This is a genomic window from Carnobacterium sp. ISL-102 (assembly GCF_018612935.1).
Lineage (GTDB): Bacteria > Bacillota > Bacilli > Lactobacillales > Carnobacteriaceae > Carnobacterium_B > Carnobacterium_B alterfunditum.
Window position 1 is genome coordinate 57717 of the sequence record NZ_JAGGRF010000004.1, and the last position, 22298, is coordinate 80014.

General features: G+C 35.5%; 21 protein-coding genes. 16 read left to right on the forward strand and 5 right to left on the reverse strand.

Annotated elements, in window-relative coordinates; all coding sequences use genetic code 11:
• The first annotated feature begins 456 nt into the window (after positions 1–456).
• Positions 457–1161 (forward strand): Crp/Fnr family transcriptional regulator, encoded by a 705-nt coding sequence (locus J7E16_RS04085; RefSeq protein WP_214888994.1) that lies wholly within the window; start codon positions 457–459, stop codon positions 1159–1161.
• 24 nt (positions 1162–1185) lie between these two features.
• Here J7E16_RS04085 and J7E16_RS04090 read toward each other — a convergent pair whose 3' ends face one another.
• Both J7E16_RS04090 and J7E16_RS04095 read right to left on the reverse strand, forming a co-directional pair.
• Complete coding sequence (locus J7E16_RS04090; protein WP_214888996.1) at positions 1186–1974, reverse strand: YibE/F family protein; 789 nt, start codon at positions 1972–1974, stop codon at positions 1186–1188.
• Positions 1971–3083, reverse strand: coding sequence for a YibE/F family protein (locus tag J7E16_RS04095; protein WP_251006059.1), 1113 nt, complete (start codon positions 3081–3083; stop codon positions 1971–1973). Before J7E16_RS04095 ends, J7E16_RS04090 begins: the two co-directional genes overlap by 4 nt.
• A gap of 125 nt (positions 3084–3208) precedes the next feature.
• Here J7E16_RS04095 and J7E16_RS04100 point away from each other — a divergent pair, with 125 nt between their 5' ends.
• The 3 genes from J7E16_RS04100 (at position 3209) to J7E16_RS04110 (ending at position 5526) form a co-directional block, all read left to right on the forward strand.
• Entirely contained in the window at positions 3209–4405 is a 1197-nt protein-coding gene (locus J7E16_RS04100; RefSeq protein WP_214889003.1) for an amidohydrolase, read from the forward strand.
• Between the two features lie 90 nt (positions 4406–4495).
• Positions 4496–5146: a sugar O-acetyltransferase gene (locus J7E16_RS04105; protein WP_214889006.1), complete on the forward strand. Its 651-nt coding sequence runs from the start codon at positions 4496–4498 to the stop codon at positions 5144–5146.
• Positions 5143–5526 carry a VOC family protein gene (locus tag J7E16_RS04110; protein ID WP_214889008.1) on the forward strand — a complete coding sequence of 128 codons (384 nt, stop codon included), beginning with the start codon at positions 5143–5145 and terminating at the stop codon, positions 5524–5526. The genes J7E16_RS04105 and J7E16_RS04110 overlap by 4 nt, the downstream gene beginning before the upstream one ends.
• A 609-nt stretch (positions 5527–6135) precedes the next feature.
• Here the strand turns inward: J7E16_RS04110 and J7E16_RS04115 are convergent.
• On the reverse strand, positions 6136–6834 hold the full coding sequence (locus tag J7E16_RS04115; RefSeq protein ID WP_214889010.1) for a Crp/Fnr family transcriptional regulator: 699 nt from the start codon (positions 6832–6834) through the stop codon (positions 6136–6138).
• Between the two features lie 198 nt (positions 6835–7032).
• Here J7E16_RS04115 and J7E16_RS04120 point away from each other — a divergent pair, with 198 nt between their 5' ends.
• The 6 genes from J7E16_RS04120 (at position 7033) to J7E16_RS04145 (ending at position 13026) form a co-directional block, all read left to right on the forward strand.
• Positions 7033–8163, forward strand: a complete 1131-nt coding sequence (locus J7E16_RS04120) for an acyl-CoA dehydrogenase family protein (protein WP_214889012.1) — start codon at positions 7033–7035, stop codon at positions 8161–8163.
• A 5-nt stretch (positions 8164–8168) separates the two neighbouring features.
• Positions 8169–8963, forward strand: a complete 795-nt coding sequence (locus J7E16_RS04125) for an electron transfer flavoprotein subunit beta/FixA family protein (RefSeq protein WP_214889416.1) — start codon at positions 8169–8171, stop codon at positions 8961–8963.
• A 15-nt stretch (positions 8964–8978) separates the two neighbouring features.
• Complete coding sequence (locus tag J7E16_RS04130; protein WP_214889013.1) at positions 8979–9947, forward strand: electron transfer flavoprotein subunit alpha/FixB family protein; 969 nt, start codon at positions 8979–8981, stop codon at positions 9945–9947.
• Between the two features lie 498 nt (positions 9948–10445).
• Positions 10446–11153, forward strand: a complete 708-nt coding sequence (locus tag J7E16_RS04135) for a VIT1/CCC1 transporter family protein (RefSeq protein ID WP_214889014.1) — start codon at positions 10446–10448, stop codon at positions 11151–11153.
• A gap of 110 nt (positions 11154–11263) precedes the next feature.
• Positions 11264–11545 (forward strand): YkvA family protein, encoded by a 282-nt coding sequence (locus tag J7E16_RS04140; RefSeq protein ID WP_214889015.1) that lies wholly within the window; start codon positions 11264–11266, stop codon positions 11543–11545.
• A 476-nt stretch (positions 11546–12021) separates the two neighbouring features.
• Positions 12022–13026 (forward strand): acrylyl-CoA reductase family protein, encoded by a 1005-nt coding sequence (locus J7E16_RS04145; protein WP_214889016.1) that lies wholly within the window; start codon positions 12022–12024, stop codon positions 13024–13026.
• A 145-nt stretch (positions 13027–13171) separates the two neighbouring features.
• Here J7E16_RS04145 and J7E16_RS04150 read toward each other — a convergent pair whose 3' ends face one another.
• Positions 13172–13810, reverse strand: coding sequence for a fasciclin domain-containing protein (locus J7E16_RS04150; protein WP_214889017.1), 639 nt, complete (start codon positions 13808–13810; stop codon positions 13172–13174).
• Positions 13811–13935: 125 nt separating this feature from the next.
• On the opposite strand from J7E16_RS04150, the gene srtB reads away from it, so the two are divergent.
• The 4 genes from srtB to J7E16_RS04170 all read left to right on the forward strand — a co-directional run bounded on the left by srtB (position 13936) and on the right by J7E16_RS04170 (position 17158).
• Positions 13936–14703: a class B sortase gene (gene srtB, locus J7E16_RS04155; protein ID WP_214889018.1), complete on the forward strand. Its 768-nt coding sequence runs from the start codon at positions 13936–13938 to the stop codon at positions 14701–14703.
• 278 nt (positions 14704–14981) lie between these two features.
• Positions 14982–15533 (forward strand): GNAT family N-acetyltransferase, encoded by a 552-nt coding sequence (locus J7E16_RS04160; protein WP_214889020.1) that lies wholly within the window; start codon positions 14982–14984, stop codon positions 15531–15533.
• Between the two features lie 45 nt (positions 15534–15578).
• Positions 15579–15908 carry a thioredoxin family protein gene (locus tag J7E16_RS04165; RefSeq protein ID WP_214889022.1) on the forward strand — a complete coding sequence of 110 codons (330 nt, stop codon included), beginning with the start codon at positions 15579–15581 and terminating at the stop codon, positions 15906–15908.
• Positions 15909–16231: 323 nt separating this feature from the next.
• Positions 16232–17158 (forward strand): metallophosphoesterase, encoded by a 927-nt coding sequence (locus J7E16_RS04170; RefSeq protein ID WP_214889023.1) that lies wholly within the window; start codon positions 16232–16234, stop codon positions 17156–17158.
• A 166-nt stretch (positions 17159–17324) separates the two neighbouring features.
• Here the strand turns inward: J7E16_RS04170 and J7E16_RS04175 are convergent, their stop codons facing one another.
• On the reverse strand, positions 17325–18212 hold the full coding sequence (locus tag J7E16_RS04175; RefSeq protein ID WP_214889026.1) for a fructose bisphosphate aldolase: 888 nt from the start codon (positions 18210–18212) through the stop codon (positions 17325–17327).
• A gap of 203 nt (positions 18213–18415) precedes the next feature.
• Between J7E16_RS04175 and J7E16_RS04180 the strand changes: the two genes are divergently transcribed.
• Together J7E16_RS04180 and J7E16_RS04185 are read left to right on the forward strand one after the other, a co-directional pair.
• Positions 18416–19852, forward strand: coding sequence for an MDR family MFS transporter (locus J7E16_RS04180; RefSeq protein ID WP_214889029.1), 1437 nt, complete (start codon positions 18416–18418; stop codon positions 19850–19852).
• Between the two features lie 316 nt (positions 19853–20168).
• Positions 20169–22196 (forward strand): copper-translocating P-type ATPase, encoded by a 2028-nt coding sequence (locus tag J7E16_RS04185; RefSeq protein WP_214889032.1) that lies wholly within the window; start codon positions 20169–20171, stop codon positions 22194–22196.
• Positions 22197–22298 lie beyond the last annotated feature (102 nt).

A 22298-nucleotide genomic window follows, 5' to 3' on the forward strand; every position in this document is an offset into this window, starting at 1 on the left:
AGCGACTCTGAGTTGCACGAATTAAGACTAATTAAGGTTACTCAAATGATGATCTATTTTGAGTTGAGATCCATTTTTTTCTCACTGTCAAATCGAATTATTTTCAAAGCAGTGGTGGCTTATTAGAATAGAGTACGATAAATAACACGGAAATTTATGTAGCTTTTGTCTATGTAGCGGCAATTTTCCTCTTAAAAGAGACAGTTTTAAAACTCATCCTAGTTTTTAACCGTTTCTCAAGCTGCAAGATAAAGCCAGAAGAAGCCACAGTAATATTATTAAATAAAAAATAGCCTGCTTATAGTGGGGCCTTATAGCTGTAACAGGCTACTTTGATTAAATATAGATGCAAAAGAAAATACTCAACTTTACTCGAAGAATATAGATGGAGTGGTATACTTAGCTTAATTGCTATAGATAATGATTTCAAGAAAGTATCTTTTTGGAGGGAATAAAATGGATAAAGATAATATGCACCATCACCATACGGGTAAATCGCATAAATCGTGCGTGTCGTTAGTCCCAATTTTTAATCATTTAGAGGATGAGCAGTTAGACGAAATTATGGGAGCCACACAATCCGTTTCATATAAAAAAAATGAACTTATTTATCATGCTGGAGATGAATCCGACTCTCTTTATATTATTAATAAAGGAAAAGTAAGGATCTATAGATTAGCGGAGTCCGGAAAAGAACAGTTGGTCCGCATTTTAAATCCCGGCGATTTTACCGGTGAAATGGCATTGTTTTCTGAATCTACACATGAATCATATGCTGAAGCAATGGTGAATACAAAAATCTGCCTGATCAAACGTTCAGATCTACAAGAATTTTTAGTGAAATATCCTTCTGTCTCTCTAAAAGTAATTGCTGAATTTTCAAATCGACTTGAGGCATCTGAGAAGCAAACAACTCGTTTTTCAACAGAAAAAGTCGAAACGCGCATTGCTTTATATTTAGCAGAAAGTCTCGATCAAGAAGGTGCTGGAACAATTGAATTTACTTTATCTATGAGTAAAAAAGATTTAGCTTCTTATTTAGGAACCACTCCTGAAACGATCAGCCGAAAATTCAATGATTTAGAGGAGCGAGGTTATATCAAACAAATCACTCATAAACGGATTAAAGTAATTGATTTAGATGGTTTGTTATTGGTTTAAGCAAATCATGGCAGTTCGTTTGTTTTATTCAGAAGCGGATTTAGTTACAGGAAATTCTTTTTTATACTTGGTAAAAATATAAGCCGTAAGCCAAGCTGTAACAGGAATAACCAGAATTGCACCTGTTCCGATACAGAAAATCGAAATAACTTCCGAACTAAATACTTTAGAATTGATTACTTCACCAAGTGAGTAGGATAGATCGTTAAACCATAATAATAAAGCTAGATATCCGCCAATAAAGGCAAAATACAGCGTGTTTGTAGTCGTACTTAAAATATCTTTACCTACATTCATGCCAGATTTAAAGAGATTGGATCGACTTAGTTTAGGATTGTGTAACCATATCTCATTCATTGCAGAGGCAATAGAAATAGCAGTATCTGTAATGGCACCAATAGATCCCATAATGATCGTACTAATCGCGATCTTAAGGAAATCTATTCCTACATAAAGGTTGAAGAAACTAAGTTCTTCTATCTCTTCTATCCCAAATCCCTGTATGTTAGCTTTTTCAACGATAAAGAAGATGACAATTACTAAAAAAAGTAATGTGATCATTGTAGAAATGAAAGCAATAATTGATTTAAGGTTGATTGTATTTATATAAAATAAATTAATACAACTAATGATGATACAGGCAATCAAGGTTAGAAAAATCGGATCACTTATTCCTTTAGCAATCAACAGTATAGTCAAAAGTGTAATACCAAAGTTTAAAAAAAGAGCGATAAACGATTTTGTGCCTTTTTCGCCACTGATGGACTTCATCAGTACGAATAAAATAATTGATAAAAGAACTAATACATTCATTTAATTGTGCTCCTTTTATGAATAAAATAAAGCGCCGTGTGGATACTTATTGGAATAGTCAGCACGATCCCGATGCTTCCAACAAGTGCTCTAGTCAATTCTAAGGATAAATTCATCGATAAAGTGTAACCCCATGTTGAACCGTTTTTTAAATAAAGCAGAATCATAGGAATACCGCCGCTAACATAGGCAAAAAACAACACATTCGTCATTGTCCCCATGATATCTTTGCCTATTTCATTTCCTGATACTTTTAGATTTTTTAAGGAAATAGCGTTGTTCTTATCATGCAGCTCATATAGTGAAGAAGTTATTGTGATCGCAATATCCATTACTGCACCTAAAGAACCAATTAAGATACTGGCTAAGAATACTTTTTGTGGCGATCTTGTGATAAATGCCATTTCTTCATATCTTAGACCTTGTTCTGCTGTCAGCCACATTGCAATATAGGCGATTAGAAGAGCGGAAAAAGTACCAATTAAGGTTGCTAAGACAGCGACAAGGGTTTTCTCGTTTTTTCCATTAACTAATAATAAAGATGTTACAGTGAAAAAAACAGCTAATCCGCTAGAGATAAGCAATAAACTGGCTCGTTCTGAGTTGATATAACTGTTTAAAGCGAGGTACAATACAAGTATATTGATTGTTAAACTGATCAATGAAAACAAGCCGTTCTTTTTCCCGACAAGTAAGACAGTTAGTATAAATAGCCATGCTGCAGCTAAAACATATTTGTCTCGTTTTGGTCCATCAACAGTTCCTGCTAACTGAACGTTATCGCTGCTTTGAATGGAAACAAATAGTTCGTCGCCAACTTGATAATGTTGGTCGAAGGCTCCGGATGAGGAGTAAGTGTTTTCTAATGAAATCAATTGATCTTTTTGCGTTCCATTTTTGATTTTTCCAACTAGCGTTTGATAAAATAACTCATCTTTATTCGTTGCGTCATCAATGCTCTTTTTTTCTTTAAGTGTTACGGTTACAACTTCTGCTATCGGTTGGTCATATAGGTTAAAGTTATTTTGAATAAATAACATAGATGCAACTATACATAGCAAGGTAAAGCCATATAATAAGACTCTTTTTTTCTTCCTGTTGTTGTTCAAATAATTACCTCCATTATTCAACTGAATACAATAAATCAGCATATCTACTATAACATAAATTTTTTTGACTAGCGGAACAGGATTATAGATTTAAATGCTTTGAAAAAAGTATTAGGAGGGAAAAAATGAATGAATCAATAAAAAGTATCCTTTTTGGAAAAATAAATGCGAAACAAGACCATATGATTGAAATACGTCATCAGTTGCATGAAAACCCTGAATTATCTTTCCAAGAAGAACAAACTGCAGCTTATATTGCGGATTTCTATAAAAGCAAAGACTGTGATGTACGTACTAATGTAGGTGGACGAGGGATAGTTGTGACGATTGATTCTGGTAAACTTGGGAAAACGATTGCGATCCGTGCTGATTTCGATGCATTGCCGATCCAAGAAGAATCTGATGTTGCTTTTCAATCAAAAAACCCCGGAGTGATGCATGCTTGTGGACATGATGCACATACAGCATACATGTTGATTTTAGCAGAGTCTTTGATTGAGATAAAAGATACATTAACAGGGAAAATCGTTATTTTACATCAACATGCTGAAGAAATGCCGCCTGGTGGTGCGATTCAAATGATTGAAGATCACGCATTAGATGGTGTTGATAATGTTTTCGGTATTCATGTGATGTCTCAAATGGAAACAGGTAAACTATTTTATCGTCCTGGAAACATCCAAACGGGCCGTGCAAATTTTCATATCAAAATCCAAGGAGTCGGTGGACATGGTTCTTCTCCACATAAAGCAAATGATGCAATTGTAGCCGCAAGTTACTTTGTTGTTGCAGCGCAATCAATAGTGAGTCGCCGTTTAAACCCATTCGATGTTGGTTCAATAACGATTGGTAACTTTGATGGCCGCGGATCATTCAACGTTATTAAGGATTCAGTCTTTTTAGAAGGCGATGTACGTTCAATGTCTGAAGAGGTTCGGATGATCATTGAAAAAGAGATCCGTGCTAAATTAGATGGTATAGCAGCTATGTTTGATGTTACTTATGAACTGAAATATGAAAATGACTATCCTGTTCTATATAATGAACCTGGTTTAACAGAAGAAACAATCAGTAAATTGAAACAAACAACCATTCCTGAATTAAAAGGAATCGAATTGTGTGATGCACAACCTCCATCAGAAGATTTTGCGTATTATGCAAAAGAACGCCCAAGTATGTTCTTTTATATTGGTGCTGCCCCTGAAGAAGGCGAAGCTTATCCGCATCATCACCCCAAATTTAAAATTAATGAATCAATTTTGATCGTTGCTGCCAAAACAATGGGTTCGATTGTAGTGGATTATCTAATAAAAGAAAAATAACTTTTAAAGTAAATTTGGCATAGTGTTTGGAGTATATAAATTGTTCAGCATCAAGCGAAACAGCAGAATCTTTAGCAGGGGGTAGAAAAGATGTCAGAAAGAGAGCGAATGTTAGCAGGAAGATTGTATCTGGCTCAAGGTGAAGAATTGAAAGCTATAAGAAAAAAAGGACAACAACTGGTTCGATTATTTAATGCTACTACTGAAGAAGAAAAACCGTACCGTACGCAATTGTTAATGGAAATCTTCGGTAAAGTAGCAGGTGAAATCTACATTGAACCAACTTTACGGTTAGACTATGGGCAAAATATTACTATCGGAAAGCATTTTTATGCTAATTTTGATTGTATTATGCTAGATATTGCTGCAATTACGATTGGAGACAATGTTATGTTTGGACCGCGAGTGTGTCTCTACACGGCAGGACATCCCATTGATGTGACAGTTCGCAATAGTGGATTAGAATTCGGCATGCCAATTACAATTGGGAACAATGTCTGGGTTGGTGGAAGTGCTGTAGTGAATCCTGGTGTCACCATAGGAGATAACGCTGTTATTGGATCTGGATCTGTGGTTACTAAGGATATTCCGGCGAATACGATAGCAGCTGGTAATCCATGCCGTGTCATTCGAGAAATCACCCAAGCAGACAAAATAAAGTGGGAAAAACAGCAAGCGGCCTATTGGGCAGAAGTTGCCATTGAACAGGACGCTGAAATTAAGGGAGGTACTATCAGATGAAAATTTCACATGTAGCATTATGGTCTAAGGATATTGAGCGTATGCGTCAATTTTATGAAACCTACTTTAACGCACAAGCGGGAGAACGTTATGAGAATACAAATCGTGGATTTGCCAGCTATTTTTTAACGTTTCCTAGAGCAGAAACGAAATTAGAATTGATGCAGCAGCCTACAATTACCTATCAACCGGAAGAAACACCATTAGGATGGGCACACTTAGCTATCAGTGTTGGAAGTGAAAAAGAAGTAAATAACTTAACGACCATCATTGCAGACGAGGGGCATACGATTGTCGGACAGCCTCGTTGGACTGGAGACGGTTACTATGAAAGCGTTGTAGCCGATCCAGAAGGCAATTGGATAGAAATTACGATCTGAAAAGTACATGCAAGCTTCCTGTGTTGAATTTTAGATTGCCAAAATCCTTAAGTGAGCAAATGTAAAAAAAGGAGAACAGATAAAAATCTGTCCTCCTTTTTTTGCGGGGTCAATAGTTGTTAGTGTTGATAGGACGAATAAACGAGTTTAGTTGAATTTCTGGAAAAACAGGAAATGCTTGCAATCAATATAAAAGATCCAACCCTTTATATGAAAATACATTTATTCCAGAAGAAATTCATTTTGAAATACCAACATCACTTGGTAAATATATTTTTGTTAAGGGTTGCTGATTAAACAGATGTTAAATAAGGCTCTATTTGACTAATAAAGTAGGTGAATTGATTAAATGAGCACCAAAATAAGCTACCGTTTGACTAACAAAGTAGGTTTATTGATTAAATGAGCACCAAAACAAGTTTCCATGTGACTAACAAAGCAGGTTTTTTGATATAAGACGACGGTTTTAATTGATCTATATATAAATGACCTTTTTCATAATTGTATTTCTCCTATCTGTTAATACCTTTAGCATAATAAATAAGGGAGTAAAAAAAGAAACCTTCCTAATTATGAGGAAGATTCTATATTTATAAAGATAAATATCAATTATGGAAAATCTAATAATTTTATTTTTCCATATGAGATTTCTTTAATGATTTTTTCTTTTTCTAACCGAGCAAACTCTCGGCTTAATGATTCTGAAGTCGTTCCTAGATAAGAAGCTAGATTTTTTTTAGCCATCTTTAATTCAACAATTGGTTCTATCTCTTTGGGGTCGGCTAAACTAATTAAAAAATGCAATAATCTATCTTTAACAGTTTCGGTAGTAGCCCAAGCGGTCTGTTGCTCAGAGGTCGCTAATCTTTTTGCAATCGTAGCTAACATTTCGACTGATATAGAAGGGTATTGTAGGAGCAACTCACGAAAATCTGAATGCTTAATGGCACAAACGAAACAATCGCTTAATGCTTCTGAAAAAGCTTCATAGATGCCTTCTTTAAATAAAGCTAATTCTCCGGTAAATTCTCCTGGAGTTACAATACGTATCAGCTGCTCTTTTCCTGTATCGGCTAATCGATATATTCGGGTAGTTCCACTTTTTAGTACATAAAGGGAGTCAGCTATCTGTCCTGGGCGGTAAAGCGTTTCACCTCGAAGGAAGTGTTTGTGTTGGATCAATGGATGTATTTTTTCTTTTTGTTCGGCTGTAAGTGATTGAAATAAGGGAATAGCATCTATGCAATGATGTTCTGTTTTTCCGCATATAAACGTCTGATGATCAGATTTTAAATATTTTTTTTTCATCTCATGAGCTCCTCAATAATTCTTCACAATACGCCTATAGTGTACCAGTAATTTATATATTAGAAAAGAGAACGTTATCTTTTATAAAAAATTGTACTTGATTTAAATCAAGTAAATCGGAAAAAGAATACGGTATAGTTAATTTATTAAATGCAATGTATTTAATATTGTGCATAGTTGAACAAAGGAGTGTAAAAAATGAGTATAAAATTAACACAGTCTCAAGTAATGTTACATCAAATGGTTACAGATTTTGCTGATAAAGAAGTAAAACCACTGGATATGTTGATTGATAAACAAAGAGATTTCCCTAAAAAATTATGGGATGACCTTGTGAACACAGGCTTTTTAGGTTTAGTTTTGCCAGAAGAGTATGGTGGTGCCGGATTTGACACGATTGCTAGTTCTCAAACTATCTATGATTTAGCTAGTCGGAATGCAAGTGTTGCTTTTACCTTAGAAGGTCATTATAAAACAGTTGATCAAGTGCTAAAATATGCAACACCTGCATTAAAAGAAACATATTTGCCTCAAGCAAATCACCGAATCTTTGGTTTCGCTTCAACAGAACCACAAGGTGGATCTAATGTAATGGGACATACCGCAAAGGCAGTAAAAGAGGGAAATAAGTGGATTTTAAACGGTAACAAAACGATGATTACAAATGGTGGATTGGCACAAGTATACTGTGTACTTCTTAAAACAGCTCCAATGGAATTATCTTGCTTCCTTGTGGATGAAGATATGAATGGATTTAAACATGGAAAAAGAGAAGAATTTATTGGAATGAATGGTACACCGGTAGGCGAGATTTTCTTGGAAGACGTTGTTGTCAGTGAAGAACACTTGCTTGGTAAAATAGGACAAGGTGTGGAGATAGGGGATAATGCTCACTACGATGCTCGCATTCTAATGGGAGCGATTGCAGCTGGTATCACCCAACATGCTTTAACTATTGCGGTTGATTACGCAAAAAAACGCGAAGCAATCGATACGCCTATTATTCAATTACATTCTATTCAAACAAAAATTACAGAAATCGCTATTGCAAAAGAAAATACACAGTTGCTTTACCAAGAAGCTGCTAAGTTAAAAGAAGCTGGTAAATCTTATGCTAAAGTGGCCACTATGGCAAAATCATATGGTAGTCGTGCCGCAGTAACTGCCGCTGACCATGCATTACAAGTATTAGGTGCATATGGTTACAGTAAAGAATATCCAGTTGAACATTTGATTCGTGATGCTCGTGCTTTACAACTTGCCGAAGGATCGTTAGAAAAAATGATGATTGAAATAGCTAAAGAAGTTGTAAACGAGGGAGAGGAATGAGTTCAATGGGCTTAAAAATTGTAGTATGTATTAAACAAGTACCTGTTTCTAATAACTTGAAAATTGACCCAATTACTAAAAACTTAATTCGTTCTGGAGAATCTGGGATCATGAATCCCTTTGATAAGAACGCCATTGAAGCAGCTCTACGTTTAAAGGATAAATGGGGTGGAGAAATCACTCTATTGTCTATGGGACCTCCTGACTTCGAAATGACGTTACGACAAGGTTTAGCTATGGGATGTGATGATGCGATACTTTTAAGTTCTCGTCAATTTGGTGGAGCGGACACTTTAGCAACAGGATATGTTCTGTCACAAGCTATAAAAGAACTAGGAGATGTAGATCTAGTATTATTTGGTCGCCAATCAGTTGACGCAGACACTAGTCAAGTTGGACCCATTGTATCTGAATTTTTAGATTGGCCGCAGATCACCTTTGTTAGTGATCTGCATAGCTATTCTAAACAAGCTATGACTGCAACTCGATTATTAGAAAATATGCAACAAAAAATTGAATTCCAATTACCAGCAGTAGTAACTGTTCGCAGCGAAATGAACGAACCACGTTACCCAACACCGCGTAATATTCAACAGAGTTACAAAAAAGATATTCGTATTTGGGATGAAAAGAGTTTCCAAGTTGATCCCAATAGAATTGGTCTGAAAGGTTCTCCAACATTCGTACGTAGTGTTTGGGCACCCGAAAAAGAAGCGAAAGCTACGAAGTTTCTTAAAGGAACAGCAGATGAAGCAATTCGTGAATTACTAATACAATTGAGAGCCAATAATTTACTTTAAAAGAGGTGGAAAAAAATGACTAATCAAGAAATTTGGGTATACGCAGAGAAACATTTAGGAATCATCCAACCGGTTACCTATCAATTAATAACTAAAGCAAATGCAATTGCAAATGGTAAAAAAGTTGTTGTTATCCTATTTGAAGCAACAGATAATAATCTTGAAGATACTATTAAAGAGTACGGTCCCGATGAAATCGTTGTGGTAAAAGATGATCGGCTGAAAGATGCAGCTGATTCTGAGATTGCTTTCTTAATGGCAGAATTAGCCAGTCGTCGCCAACCAAATAGTATTCTTTTTGGAGCTACAGTTGTTGGACGTTCAATCGCACCTCGACTGCAAGCAAAACTAAATACAGGTTTGACTTCGGATTGTTTAAACTTGTCATTTGATGGGGATTTATTAGTACAAACAAAACCATCTTATGGGGATAACATCATGTGTGAGATCATCTGTCCTGACCATCGCCCACAAATGGCTTCTGTAAGACCAAATACTTTTGAATCTATTAAAGTCAGCAACAAGTCAGTCATGGTTACTGAAGTAATTGATTTACCTTTTAAAGTAGCAGACCGCATAAAAATCATGGAAGAGACTCCTTTACTTTCTAAAAGTGACAGCATTGCAAGTGCTGATCGCGTAATTGCACTAGGACGAGGTGCTGTGGACGATAACGTAATTGCCATGGCCGAAGAACTCGCTCGTAAGTTAGGATCAAAAATTGGAGTGACCCGTCCTTTGACAGATCATCCTAAATTTAGTGGTGATGATCAAATTGGACAATCTGGTAATACCATCGCACCTAAATTATTGATCAATTTAGGTATACATGGGGCTGTACAATATACAACAGGAATTGAGAATGCAGAACTTGTGATCTCTGTAGACAAGGATCCAGAAGCACCTATCTTTAAGCATTCAGATTACAGTTATGTTGGAGATTCGGCTGACTTTTTGAAAGGATTTTTAAAAGTCGTTCAGTAAGGATAGATCCCAGTAGAGAAATTAAAAAATAAGGAACACTTGTGTATGAATATAAAGAGCTGAATTAGAAAGAAATTTCAATATATAGCGACAAAACCTAGATAATCAACGATAAATTCATACCGATACATATTTTTTGTATCGGTGTGAATTTATTTTTTTGCGGTCATGATATAGATCAAAAAAAGGGTCTTTAATTAAACAAATCATCATCTATTCAAAGAGATGATCCAAATATAGGCTTGCTAAATTTTATTCTCATGCTAGTCAATTAGATGCTTAACATAAAGCCTGACGTTTGGAGTTCACATCAGTTGTTTTGATAATGAATCCTCTCGTTTATTTGAATAAAAAAAACAGTATAGTATAATAAAAATATAAGAATTTTAGCGATCAAAGTAGCAATAATTCAGCAATTATAGCGACGATAAGCATACTAGCAAGATAAAAGTTGAACAATTGGTCTAGTTAATTGAATTAGAGGTGGGGGCTAATAAAATGGAAAAAGATGCAGAAACTCCTAAGAATCGTGGTGGACAATACATCAAGAGTATTGTTTATGGGGGATTAGATGGTATTATTACAACTTTTGCTGTGGTAGCTGGAAGTCTTGGCGGAGAATTATCTTTTAGAGTTGTTTTGATTTTAGGTTTTTCAAATTTATTGGCCGATGGCTTTTCAATGGCGGTGGGAGATTTTCTTTCAACAAAATCACAAAATGAGTATGAAAAAAATATACGGTATAAAAAGCAGGTAGATATAACGCAACACCCTGAACAGGAAAAAGGACAGCTGACGAATTCTCTTGTCGAACAAGGAATCAATGAGAATGATGCTAACTTATTAGCAGCCACACTTGCCAAGTATGAAAAACCATTTGTAAACCAGATGATGAAATTGGAATACGGCTCTAATACTACAGAAGGTTCACCGGTAAAAAATGCAGTAGTGACTTTTTTGTCTTTTAGTATCTTTGGTGTAGTCCCACTTTTGATTTATGTATTAGCGATGTATATACCAAGCTTATTGGATAATAGTTTTTTTATTGCATCTATCCTTACTGGAATGACATTGTTTAGTTTAGGAGCGATGAAATCCAAAGTTATTCATACTAATTGGCTGAGATCAGGTTTCGAAATGTTACTAGTGGGCGGTCTGGCTGCTTTAGTTGCTTATGTTGTTGGTGCTTTTTTAGGAAGTATTTGATAAAGGAATCGAATATAGAATTTATTAGAAAATCATGCTTTAGACTGATACATTGTAGCGAAAATGAAGTTATACTAACTGTATCCAAATTGAATGGAGGTCATGTAAAGATGAAGTTGAAAACAAAACAAGCCAAGACCCCAATGGCGCAAGTGAAATCGCTGATCCTTTCTCTATTTAATACAAAAACAAGCGGGAAAAAGAAACTAATAGTAGCGGGAATCATTCTATATATTATTAGTCCCATCGATTTTGTCCCTGACTTCATCCCTGTAGTTGGATATGCAGATGACGTTATCTTACCGATTCTTTTCCTAGTTGCTAATAAGCTGCTTTCAGATGATACACAAATGAATTCTACTCAAGTAAGAAAAGAAGCTGAAAAAGTGTAACCATATGTTAAACAAAAAAGAACTTCTAAATATTAGGAGTTCTTTTTTTTGAAATTGATTTTATTTTCTCTTTTTAAAAATTTGTTATATATGTTCTACAACAAATGGTGTGGATGCTTCAAAAAAATTTCTTCTGGAATGGACGGGTTTGCTTGTGGAGAGCCAAGGGAACGCCTGAAGCCTAAAAGAATGTCTTCCGGCTTTCAAGCTTCAAACACACCGTAATCGCTGAAGCGCCAACGTTGTGTAATTCTCATTGAATCCTCTACATGGCTACAAGCAACCCTATTCCTCCATGAATTTTGGGTAAGCAATGCAATTAGATTAAGTATATCAACACCAAAAATTATACAGCCGTTATATATGGAAACGGTTGCTTTATTGAGCTGTTTTTAGTACGCTTTTCATGAAGCCATACAGTGCTTTTTTTAAACCACTATAGAATGGGTAATTTAGAATGAAAGGAAGTTTAAAAAATGAATAATTTTAAAGCATTATGGGCTGATGTAAATGAGGCAGGAGAAGTTGTAACAGAAGTAAAAGTGTTGTCAAAAAATGATTTGCCACCGGGAGAAGTACTTATCAAAGTACATTATTCTAGTGTGAATTACAAAGATGCACTTGCAGCGACAAATAGTAAAAGTGGAGTTATCCGCTCTTATCCAATCGTTTTGGGGATCGATCTGAGTGGTGAAGTAGTAGAATCTACAACAGAAGATCATTCAATCGGCGAGAGTGTCATTGTGACGAGTTACGGTCTGGGAATAACTCATTTTGGTGGATTTAGTGAATATGCTCGTGTTCCAAAAGAATGGGTAGTGAAGTTGCCGCAAGGTCTAAGTTTAAAAGAAGCAATGATCATCGGAACAGCTGGTTTTACAGCTGGACAATCTGTTCAGACTTTAGCAAAAATGGGTTTAGAAAAAAATAAGCTTCCCGTCCTTGTACGAGGTGCTACTGGAGGAGTCGGCAGTATGGCTATTCAAATGCTTTCTAAATTGGGTTATCCTGTTGAAGCTGAATCGCGTAAAAAAATAGTCCAACAGGATTATTTAATGGCTATTGGTGCAAATAGTGTCATTCACCCAGATGAGGCGCATTTAGAAAAACGAAAGCCATTAGCTAAACAAAGATGGCAGGCAGTAATCGACCCGGTTGGAGGAGAGTACCTTTCCGATTACCTTGCTCAACTTGCTCTAAATGGTGGAGTTGCACTAAGTGGAAATGCAGGAGGAGCAAAGTTTGAAGCTACTGTGTTGCCGTTTATTTTAAGAGGGATCGGTATCTATGGAATCAATTCAGCTGATTTTGAGTTGACCAAACGAAAGGGACTGTGGAATCGTCTTGCAACGGATATGAAACCAGAACAACTGGAGCGTATGATCGATCATCAAGTCACACTCGAAGAATTGTCAGAATCTTTTTCTAAAATTATAGCAGGTAAAATGACAGGAAGAACTTTAGTTGAAATAATAGCATAGAATACATCCTATTTTTGATCCTAAGGACAATAAAAATAGTGTTGCTGAGTTTTTTTACTCACCAACACTATTTTTTTTAGCCCAAATAATAAGCCTCTTATATAGTTCTGTTAACTGGGACAATTCATTTCACTTAGCTTTTAGTTTATGCTTCTTTCTTTTTGATAACCATGAAAATGATTACACCAGCAGTAACAAGCATAGCTACAAGAATTGGTGCACTACTTTCAAGTCCTGTTTTTGCAACTGTTGTTTCTTCTATATCAACTTCTTGTAACGTAAAGTCTGAAGGAACTAAAACAGTATCAATAACATGGACAACACCGTTTGTTGCTTCAATATCAGTTTGAGTAATCATAGATTTATTGACCATTGGATCTCCTGAAAGATCAAACATCAACTCTTCGCCATTTACAGTTGGTGCTGTCATTCCATCTGTTAAATCAGAAGCCAAAACTTTTCCAGAAACAACATGATAGGTAAGAACTTTTGCCAAGTCAGGTTGTGCCAGCAATTCTTCTGCTGTAATATCTAATTCCGTTAACAGCTTTTCAAATGCTGCATTAGTTGGTGCAAATACAGTAAATGGGCCATCTCCTTGAAGTGTTTCAACTAGTTCAGCTTTTTGAAGAGCAGACACAAGGATACTGAAATCAGGGTTACCTAGAGCGACACCGACTACGTCATCTGTAACATGATTTTCTGCATTAGCAGTTGCGGCAAAAATTGGCGATAGTAACAGCAGAGTGACAAGGGAAAATGCAATCTTCGAAAACTTCTTCATTTCTATCCATCTCCTTTGTGACAAAGTTATATTTTGTTATCTCTGTCTACATAAGTTATAATATCATCATAATGTAAACGTTGTCAAAAGATAACTCCGAGGAAAAATAAAATGGAGGTATGTATATGAAAAAAAAATATTGGGTAGCGATTTTATCAGGTTTGCTAGTGGTACAGAGTGCTTATTATTACAACATGGTAACGGCTCAACGCAAAGAGGTCAAAGTTCCAGAGAGTGTTTTAGTTCAATCAACGCCTAAAGAAAATGGGGTCCCAAAAGAAGTTGCACCTACTACAAAAATAGATACCGAAAAAAACATTGCAGAAGAAATGGTGTTTGAAAAAAATACCGCAACAGATCATTATCTGCTTAATTCTGATTATGTTGGTTGGTTAAATATAGGTAATACCGTTATTGATTATCCTGTTGTACGTGGAACAGATAATGACTTTTATTTGAAGCATAATTTTTACAAAGAAGAAGACGTTTTAGGAGCAATCTTTATGGATTATCGAAACGTCGGTATGGGCATAGATAAACACACCATTATTTATGGGCATTACGCTAAATACGGCCAAATGTTCAAGGATTTAGATCAATATCTATCAGAAGATTTTTTAACTAACAATTCTGAATTTATTTTTACCGATGCCTTCACAGAACGAACCTATAAAATTTTTTCCGTGCACCCGTCTGATGCTGATCCTAAATTCCTCGATGTGTCCTTTAAAGATAATGAATTCCCTGATTTTGTTGACACCTTAAAAAATGAATCTATTTTCCTAACCGATACTCCTGTTTCCCCAGAAGATAAGATCTTAACTCTGGTTACTTGTAATTACGATGTTAATGACGGACGACTTTTTATTCATGCCGTTGAAATAACGGAATAGCACAAAAGTTATTGTCTATTGACTGGCTGTTTTTATTTAAGAAAATAGTTAGTCTTACAAATTTTTATAATGTTATGAAAGAGATGCTTAACTTGAAGTGTTTCCGCTTGAAATACCTTTTGATCTGTGGCATAATATTAAATAACTTACAAAATGTAAGTGAACGAATAATCCTAAGTTCTTATACAAAAGATGGTTTAAATTTTTTAGGTCGATTGAATAAATCTATCTGTCTAACTAAATTGAAAGTAATAGTTAGAATAAAGTGGGGGATTTATATGGAAGAAAAAATATACCAATTAAGTCTTAGCAGCTATTTAGATGGTGAGCGGATCCTATTAAGGCCTATGACGTTGGAAGATGCAGCAGATATGTATGAATACGCTTCTGATGACGAAACTGTTAGATTTGTTTTTGAAAAACATAAAGATTTAGCAGAAACGGGAAAAAATATTGCGAATCATTTCATGAAAGAGCCACTTAGAAAGTATGCTATTCAATTGAAAAAAACCGGGAAAATGATTGGCACAATTGATATAAGGTTGAGAGAAGAACACAATAGTGCGGAAATTGGCTACACATTAAATAAAAGTCATTGGGGAAACGGGTATGTAACAGAAGCAGGAAAATTAATACTTGAGTTAGGATTTGAAAAATTAGGATTGGAACGAATTTATGCTTGTCATGATAGTGAAAATCTAGTTTCTGGAAAATTTTTAAAGCGTCTTGGGATGACATATGAAGGAACGTTAAGAAAAAATAGGATCCACAAAGAACGCTATGTAGATGATGTTTACTACTCCATCCTCAAAGAAGACTATCTTACTTGATTAAAATAAATAAACAATCAACTCATAGAAAGAAGAATGAAAAAAATGAATACATTTCCTCAAGCAACATCCATAGATCAAGTTTTACGTTTAATAGATGAAAACGCGCTTGCTTTCGTTTATATTTCAAGAAAAAATTGTGGTGTTTGCCACGCTGTTCAACCACAAGTACAAGAAATGTTGGAAGAATTTCCAACTATCAAACCTATTCAAGTCAGTGCAGATGACGTTCCTGAAGTAGCCGGCCAATTCACGGTGTTTACTGTTCCTGCTTTATTGTTATTTGCTGAGGGGAAAGAAGCAATTCGCGAGGCAAGGTTTGTTGTCATGGATGAGTTGCACAGAAAATTTCAGCAAGTAGTTGAAAATAGTTAAGTAGAGCAAAATACCCCCGTCGTCTAGACGCTGTTAAAGCGACTGCACAATTTTTGGTGTGGATGAAGAAATTCATTTGCACCTATTTTTTTACACCAAAATAGATTAGTTTAATCACTCAGTTGGAAATTCTGTAGGAAGAGTAGTTACTTGCAGCCATAGAATGGATCCAAACCTAATTAAAATCTTATCTATTAGTTGTCCAGTTTCAGCACTATAGCAACAATTATTTTTTTTACCAGACTAGATAAAGTATACTGTTAACAAGGCTAACAATTTGGTTACTCATGAAAAAGAGTGACAACTAATTATGAGGTGAAAAGATGTTTACAGACAGAAAGTTAACGGAAGCTTACAAAAATGCTAGAGTAGAAGAGTTTGATGAGAATTCTAAATATGTGTTCTTTAGTGATGTCCATCGTGGTAATGGAAATATAACTGATGAGTTCACGCGAAACCGGAATATTTATCTGCATGCTTTAAAATATTATTATAAAAATAGGTTTACTTATGTAGAGGCTGGAGATGGAGACGAACTATTAGAGTATTCTGATTTTACTTTCACAAAAAATGCACATAGAGAAGTATATGATGTTATTAAACAGTTTTTTGATGACGATCGCCTAATAAAATTGTATGGCAATCATGATATTGCTTTAAAGAATCCTAAATTTGTAAAAGATAATTATTATACAAATTATGATGAATACACAGAGGAATTTTTTGATTTTTTAAAGGGACTTAAACCTATTGAAGCAATGGTGTTGAGGTATAAAAAAACAGGACAAGAAATTTTGACCGTACATGGCCACCAAGGTGATGCGCCAAATGATCAATTTGCTTTTTTCACGATGTTATCATTAAAATTCTTTTGGCGTTTTTTGCATGGGTTTGGCATTCGAAATCCTACAAGTCCGGTAAAAAATGTAGCAAAACGACATAAAATCGAGCGAAATTTCAATAAATGGATCAAGAAAAATAAAATAATGCTTATTTGCGGCCACACACACCGTTTTAAATACCCGAAAAATAAGGACCTTCCTTACTTCAACACGGGTTGCTGTGTCTACCCCACGAGTATTACCGGAATTGAAATAACCGGAGGAGAAGTCCAGTTGGTAAGATGGGAAACTAAAGTAAGTAAAAAAGGTGTTTTTACCGTTCAAAAAAATGTTATGCGGGGACCAGAACCAATCGAAGAATTTGATATGATGTTGGAAGGCTGGAATAAGGATAACAGTAAGTTATGAGTTCAATGGATCTCAAAATAATTATAAAAATAAAGAAAAGTAAAAGATTTTGATTTATTATGTAAACAAGAGTATACTGTTAAAGTGAAAACACAGCGTATAAGATAGAGGACTTTCCTCTATTACTATACGTTGTGTTTATTGTTTAGCTTCCGACCACTGACTATTAAGTGATCGAGGCATTATAAATTTGTTTGATAGATTCTTTTAACATTGCGTTGTAATCCTCATCTGACTGACTAGCGCTTAAACCCTCGGATAATGCTCTTGAAAAACTAGCAATCAGCCCATGATTACGTGACAAAGCTCTATTTGCTTTCTCACGGGGATAGCCACCAGAAAGAGCTACTACTCGTATAACTCTAGGATGATCGATCAATTCTTTATAAAAATCATCAATTGTTGGAATCGATAGTTTTAATATGATGTTAGCTGATTCGTTTAAGGCATCTAGCTGTTTCAAAATCTCCTCTTTCAAGAGAACTTCAGACTTTTCCTTATCTTTACTGTTGATATCCACTTCTGGTTCAATAATTGGTACAAGTCCGGCTGCAATAATTTGTTTGGCAACTTCAAATTGTTGGTCAACGACTTGCTTAATAGCTTCAGGGTTTGCTTCTTTAATTAATGAGCGCATCTTTGTTCCGAAAATATGACGTTCAGCAGCTCTTTGCAATAATTCATCTAGGTCAGGATTAGGTTTCATTAGCTGAACACCATCAGTTTCTTCTGCTAATCCTTTATCGACTTTCAAGAAAGGGACTATGCCTTTCTTCTCCCATAAATAATCAGCTGTATAAAGGTCTTCAACTTTGCGATCCATTGTTTGTTCAAATAAAATAGCTCCTAAGATCGAGTCAGAATTAAAAGCTGCAGAAGTCATCAGACGAGTCCGCATATTATGAACTAAGTCGAACATTTCAGTTTCGTTTGAATAAGTGTCAGGTGCTATGCCATAAATTTCTAAAGCTTTCGGAGTACTTCCACCGCTTTGGTCCAATGCTGCAATAAAACCTTTTCCGTTCTTCATTCGTTCGAATTGTTCTTTTTTCATTAGTTCAGCTCCTTAGATTAGTTTTAAGAAAATAGTAAATAAGAAAGGTCAACTCAGTGAATGGGTAATAAACCTTTCATTGATTAGTATAGCATTTCATAATTTAAATTAAAAAGATAAGCTATTGCAAAGTATTTACCCTTCGAATGATTGGTTCGCAGAAAAAAACAGATTTAAAAATTTAATAAAGGGGAAAAAAAGTAATGATTCAAGCAGAAAATCAAAATATGTCATTCACACAAGTCAGGTCTATTTTAGGAGTTATTTTAATGGGGTCCTTTGTGACCATATTAAATCAAACGCTTATGAGTACCGCCTTACCGAGTATTATGAAAGAATTTTCGATCACAGCGACTCAAGGTCAATGGTTAACAACTGCATACATGCTGATCAATGGGATCATGGTACCTATCACGGCCTATCTTGTTAACCGCTTTACAACCCGTCAATTGTACCTGTTTTCGATGATTGTCTTTTCAATTGGTACTTTTGTGGCGGCAACTTCTAGTATCTACGGCGTACTGATCATTGGACGAATGGTTCAGGCAATCGGAGCAGGCATCATCTTGCCATTACAAATGATCGTTATATTGTACCTTTTTCCAATTGAAAAAAGAGGTTCAGCGATGGGACTGATTGGTCTAGCGATGAATTTCGCTCCAGCTATTGGACCTACATTTTCAGGGTGGGTAGTGCAAAATTACCACTGGAATATGTTGTTCTATTTCATTTTACCATTTGCTATTATAGATGTTGTGGTTGCCTTCTTCATTTTGAAAAATGTTGGAGAAACAAGTCGACCTAAACTAGATGGAATCAGTGTCATCTATTCAACATTAGGTTTTGGCGGATTACTATTTGGTCTTAGTAATGCATCTTCAAATAACTTTATAAGCGCTAATGTGGCGTTGCCTTTAATTATTGGGGTTGTTTCTTTAGTTCTATTGGTCAATCGTTCCAATCATTCAAAAGAACCATTACTGAATTTCAGTATTTTTAAATACAAAGGATTCCGATTAAATCTTATTATTTCGTTTGTGTTAACAGCAGGGATGTACGGAGCGATCATGTTGTTGCCGATTTATTTCCAAAATATGCGCGGGATGACACCGATGGAATCAGGAATGGTCCTATTACCTGGATCAATCGTGATGGCTATCATGAGTCCGATAACTGGCAGAATGTTTGATAAATATGGTTCTAAAAGGTTAGCCATGAGTGGGTTAGTATTAGTCACTATCGGAACCTTTATTATAGGACTAATTGATCTTAATACACCCATCAAATACATTGTTTTACTTCAAATAGTTCGTTCATTAGGGTTCTCATTAACTTTGATGCCCATCCAAACAGCTGCTTTCAACGCGGTGCCTTTAGCCTTAGCTTCACATGCTTCAGCAATGTTCAATACCCAACGCCAATTAGCGGGTTCAATGGGAACGGCTCTGTTCGTCGTTGTGATGACAATTGCTTCTCAAAATGGTGCAACACAGCATTTATCACCTGAATTGTCTGATTTAGCAGGGTTTCAAATGGTCTTCAAATTAGTAGGATTGTTCTCGCTGGCAGCCTTCATTATGACGTTATTTATTAAAGAAGATCTGTATTTACTAAAAGTAAAACCAGTCGGAAATGTTTAAGCTAAAGTAGAAAACTCTTTGCCTAAAAGGTAAAGAGTTTTTTTGTAGTTAAAAGTATTTGATAAGGTAAAAAAATGCTTTGAATCAAAAAAGCCACTCATTATTACCTTTAGATGCTTCAATGATGATTTTATCGTAGAACGCGAATGTTGATATGTATAATAGTTTTTATGTACTATATATATAGATAGCAGTAGACTAAAAAGTCATTTATAAGAAGACTATTCTTGACAATTTTATTTAATAAGTATAAATTTGAAAGTGATATGATTACAAACGTAAACGAAATCAAGAAATAGAAGAAGGAGAGATAGATATGGCAAAGTACAAAGAGCAAACAAATCATCAGGATCACAATAATATGAACCATAGCGGTATGAACCATAATGGCGGGCATGCGGGGCATCACGCAATGATGATTGAAGATTTTAAAAAAAGATTTTGGGTCTCATTGATTCTAGCAGTTCCTATTTCTATTTTATCGCCAATGTTCCAAATGCTTTTTGGATATGATATTCGATTTTTAGGAAGTGACATCCTATTGTTTGTTCTCTCAACCATTCTTTTTTTCTATGGTGGGAAACCATTCCTGACAGGAGCATGGACCGAGCTAAAATCGCGAACCCCAGCAATGATGATGCTGATTTCGTTAGCGATCATTACAGCATATTTCTATAGTACGTTGACCACTTTCTTTATTTCAGGTAGTGATTTCTTCTTTGAATTGGCTACTTTAATTTCTATCATGCTGCTTGGACATTGGATCGAAATGAAGTCGATCATGGGAGCTTCAAAAGCCTTAGAAGCACTAATTAAATTAATGCCAAAAGAAGCACACAAAATTGATGAAACAGGCAATATTATTGAAGTAACAGTAGAAGATTTAAAACCTGGGGATAAAATCCTTGTCAAGTCAGGTGAAAAGATCCCTTTAGATGGCAGTATTTATGAAGGCTCATCTGCTGTAGATGAATCGATGCTGACTGGAGAATCTGTACCAGTAGAGAAAGACCCCGGAATGAATGTGATCGGTGCATCCGTTAATGGTGAAGGCGTTTTGAAAATTGAAGTAAATAAAATTGGGAATGATACTTATCTTTCTCAAGTTATCCAGTTAGTCCGAGAGGCTGAGACCACAAAATCTAAAGCGCAAGGATTTGCTGATATCGCAGCTAAATGGCTCTTCTATGTAGCTGTTGTAACTGGTATAGTTACACTTATCTATTGGTCGGTCACTGGTGATTTCGAGTTTGCTTTAGAACGAATGGTGACAGTCTTGATCATTGCTTGTCCACACGCATTGGGACTAGCAGGTCCTTTAGTTACTTCAAGATCAACTTCGATTGCAGCTAGTAAAGGCTTGTTGATCCGCAATCGGATCGCTTTTGAAGGAGCATATAAAATCGATAAAATCGTTTTTGATAAAACAGGTACGTTGACAGAAGGTAATTTTGGTGTAACAGACATTCAACCTGCTGAAGGGGTAAGCGAATCTGAGTTATTAACATTAGCTTATTCAGTTGAGACACAATCGGATCATCCAATTGCTAAAGGCATTGTTAAAGCAGGAAAGGAACGTGGATTAGAAATCTATGCTGTTAAAAATTACCGTAATCTAGCAGGTAAAGGATTAACAGCAACTGTAAAAGATACGGAAGTTTCAATTGTCAGCCCAGGAGCTATGAAAAACGATCAAATTTCATTTGATGAAAAAAGCTATGAAGCAATGGCTCAGCAAGGGAAAACAGTCGTGTTTGTCTTGAAAAACAATGAATTGCAAGGAATGATTGCATTAGCTGATATTATTAGAGAGTCCTCTTATAAAGTAATAAAACAGTTGAATGATTCAGGTATTGAAACTATTATGATGACAGGAGATAACAAACGAGTAGCTAATTATGTAGGTGATAAATTGGGACTTTCACAAGTGATCGCCGAAGTTCTTCCTCATGAAAAGTCTAAGTATGTATCTGAATTAAAAAAAGATGGTAAAAAGGTCGCTATGATCGGAGACGGAATCAATGATGCCCCAGCGCTAGCGAAATCCGACGTTGGGATAGCGATAGGAGCAGGTACAGATGTCGCTATTGAAACAGCTGATATTGTTTTAGTGAACAGCAATCCGGTAGATGTCTTAAATATCATTAAATTATCTAAAGCTAGCCATAAAAAAACGATTGAAAACTTTGTATGGGCAGCCGGGTATAATGTAATAGCTCTTCCACTAGCAGCAGGTGTTTTAATCAATCAAAATATTTTGATCACGCCAGCTATAGGTGCAATTGTGATGTCTTTGAGTACAATCATTGTTGCAATAAATGCACAAATGCTGAAAATTGATTAAACTAAACGACTTGCATTAAAAAGTATTTCAGTGAAACCACTTTTAATAGTGGTTTTTTTTATGGACCATTTTAGTTAAATGGTATAATAAAAACATATGAGT

What these genes read in the sequence shown, in the direction of transcription:
- J7E16_RS04085 (WP_214888994.1), top strand. Translation starts at nt 457, where the DNA reads ATGGATAAAGATAATATGCACCATCACCATACGGGTAAATCGCATAAA.
- J7E16_RS04090 (WP_214888996.1), bottom strand. Translation starts at nt 1,974, where the DNA reads ATGAATGTATTAGTTCTTTTATCAATTATTTTATTCGTACTGATGAAG.
- J7E16_RS04100 (WP_214889003.1), top strand. Translation starts at nt 3,209, where the DNA reads ATGAATGAATCAATAAAAAGTATCCTTTTTGGAAAAATAAATGCGAAA.
- J7E16_RS04105 (WP_214889006.1), top strand. Translation starts at nt 4,496, where the DNA reads ATGTCAGAAAGAGAGCGAATGTTAGCAGGAAGATTGTATCTGGCTCAA.
- J7E16_RS04110 (WP_214889008.1), top strand. Translation starts at nt 5,143, where the DNA reads ATGAAAATTTCACATGTAGCATTATGGTCTAAGGATATTGAGCGTATG.
- J7E16_RS04115 (WP_214889010.1), bottom strand. Translation starts at nt 6,834, where the DNA reads ATGAAAAAAAAATATTTAAAATCTGATCATCAGACGTTTATATGCGGA.
- J7E16_RS04120 (WP_214889012.1), top strand. Translation starts at nt 7,033, where the DNA reads ATGAGTATAAAATTAACACAGTCTCAAGTAATGTTACATCAAATGGTT.
- J7E16_RS04125 (WP_214889416.1), top strand. Translation starts at nt 8,169, where the DNA reads ATGGGCTTAAAAATTGTAGTATGTATTAAACAAGTACCTGTTTCTAAT.
- J7E16_RS04130 (WP_214889013.1), top strand. Translation starts at nt 8,979, where the DNA reads ATGACTAATCAAGAAATTTGGGTATACGCAGAGAAACATTTAGGAATC.
- J7E16_RS04135 (WP_214889014.1), top strand. Translation starts at nt 10,446, where the DNA reads ATGGAAAAAGATGCAGAAACTCCTAAGAATCGTGGTGGACAATACATC.
- J7E16_RS04140 (WP_214889015.1), top strand. Translation starts at nt 11,264, where the DNA reads ATGAAGTTGAAAACAAAACAAGCCAAGACCCCAATGGCGCAAGTGAAA.
- J7E16_RS04145 (WP_214889016.1), top strand. Translation starts at nt 12,022, where the DNA reads ATGAATAATTTTAAAGCATTATGGGCTGATGTAAATGAGGCAGGAGAA.
- J7E16_RS04150 (WP_214889017.1), bottom strand. Translation starts at nt 13,810, where the DNA reads ATGAAGAAGTTTTCGAAGATTGCATTTTCCCTTGTCACTCTGCTGTTA.
- srtB (WP_214889018.1), top strand. Translation starts at nt 13,936, where the DNA reads ATGAAAAAAAAATATTGGGTAGCGATTTTATCAGGTTTGCTAGTGGTA.
- J7E16_RS04160 (WP_214889020.1), top strand. Translation starts at nt 14,982, where the DNA reads ATGGAAGAAAAAATATACCAATTAAGTCTTAGCAGCTATTTAGATGGT.
- J7E16_RS04165 (WP_214889022.1), top strand. Translation starts at nt 15,579, where the DNA reads ATGAATACATTTCCTCAAGCAACATCCATAGATCAAGTTTTACGTTTA.
- J7E16_RS04170 (WP_214889023.1), top strand. Translation starts at nt 16,232, where the DNA reads ATGTTTACAGACAGAAAGTTAACGGAAGCTTACAAAAATGCTAGAGTA.
- J7E16_RS04175 (WP_214889026.1), bottom strand. Translation starts at nt 18,212, where the DNA reads ATGAAAAAAGAACAATTCGAACGAATGAAGAACGGAAAAGGTTTTATT.
- J7E16_RS04180 (WP_214889029.1), top strand. Translation starts at nt 18,416, where the DNA reads ATGATTCAAGCAGAAAATCAAAATATGTCATTCACACAAGTCAGGTCT.
- J7E16_RS04185 (WP_214889032.1), top strand. Translation starts at nt 20,169, where the DNA reads ATGGCAAAGTACAAAGAGCAAACAAATCATCAGGATCACAATAATATG.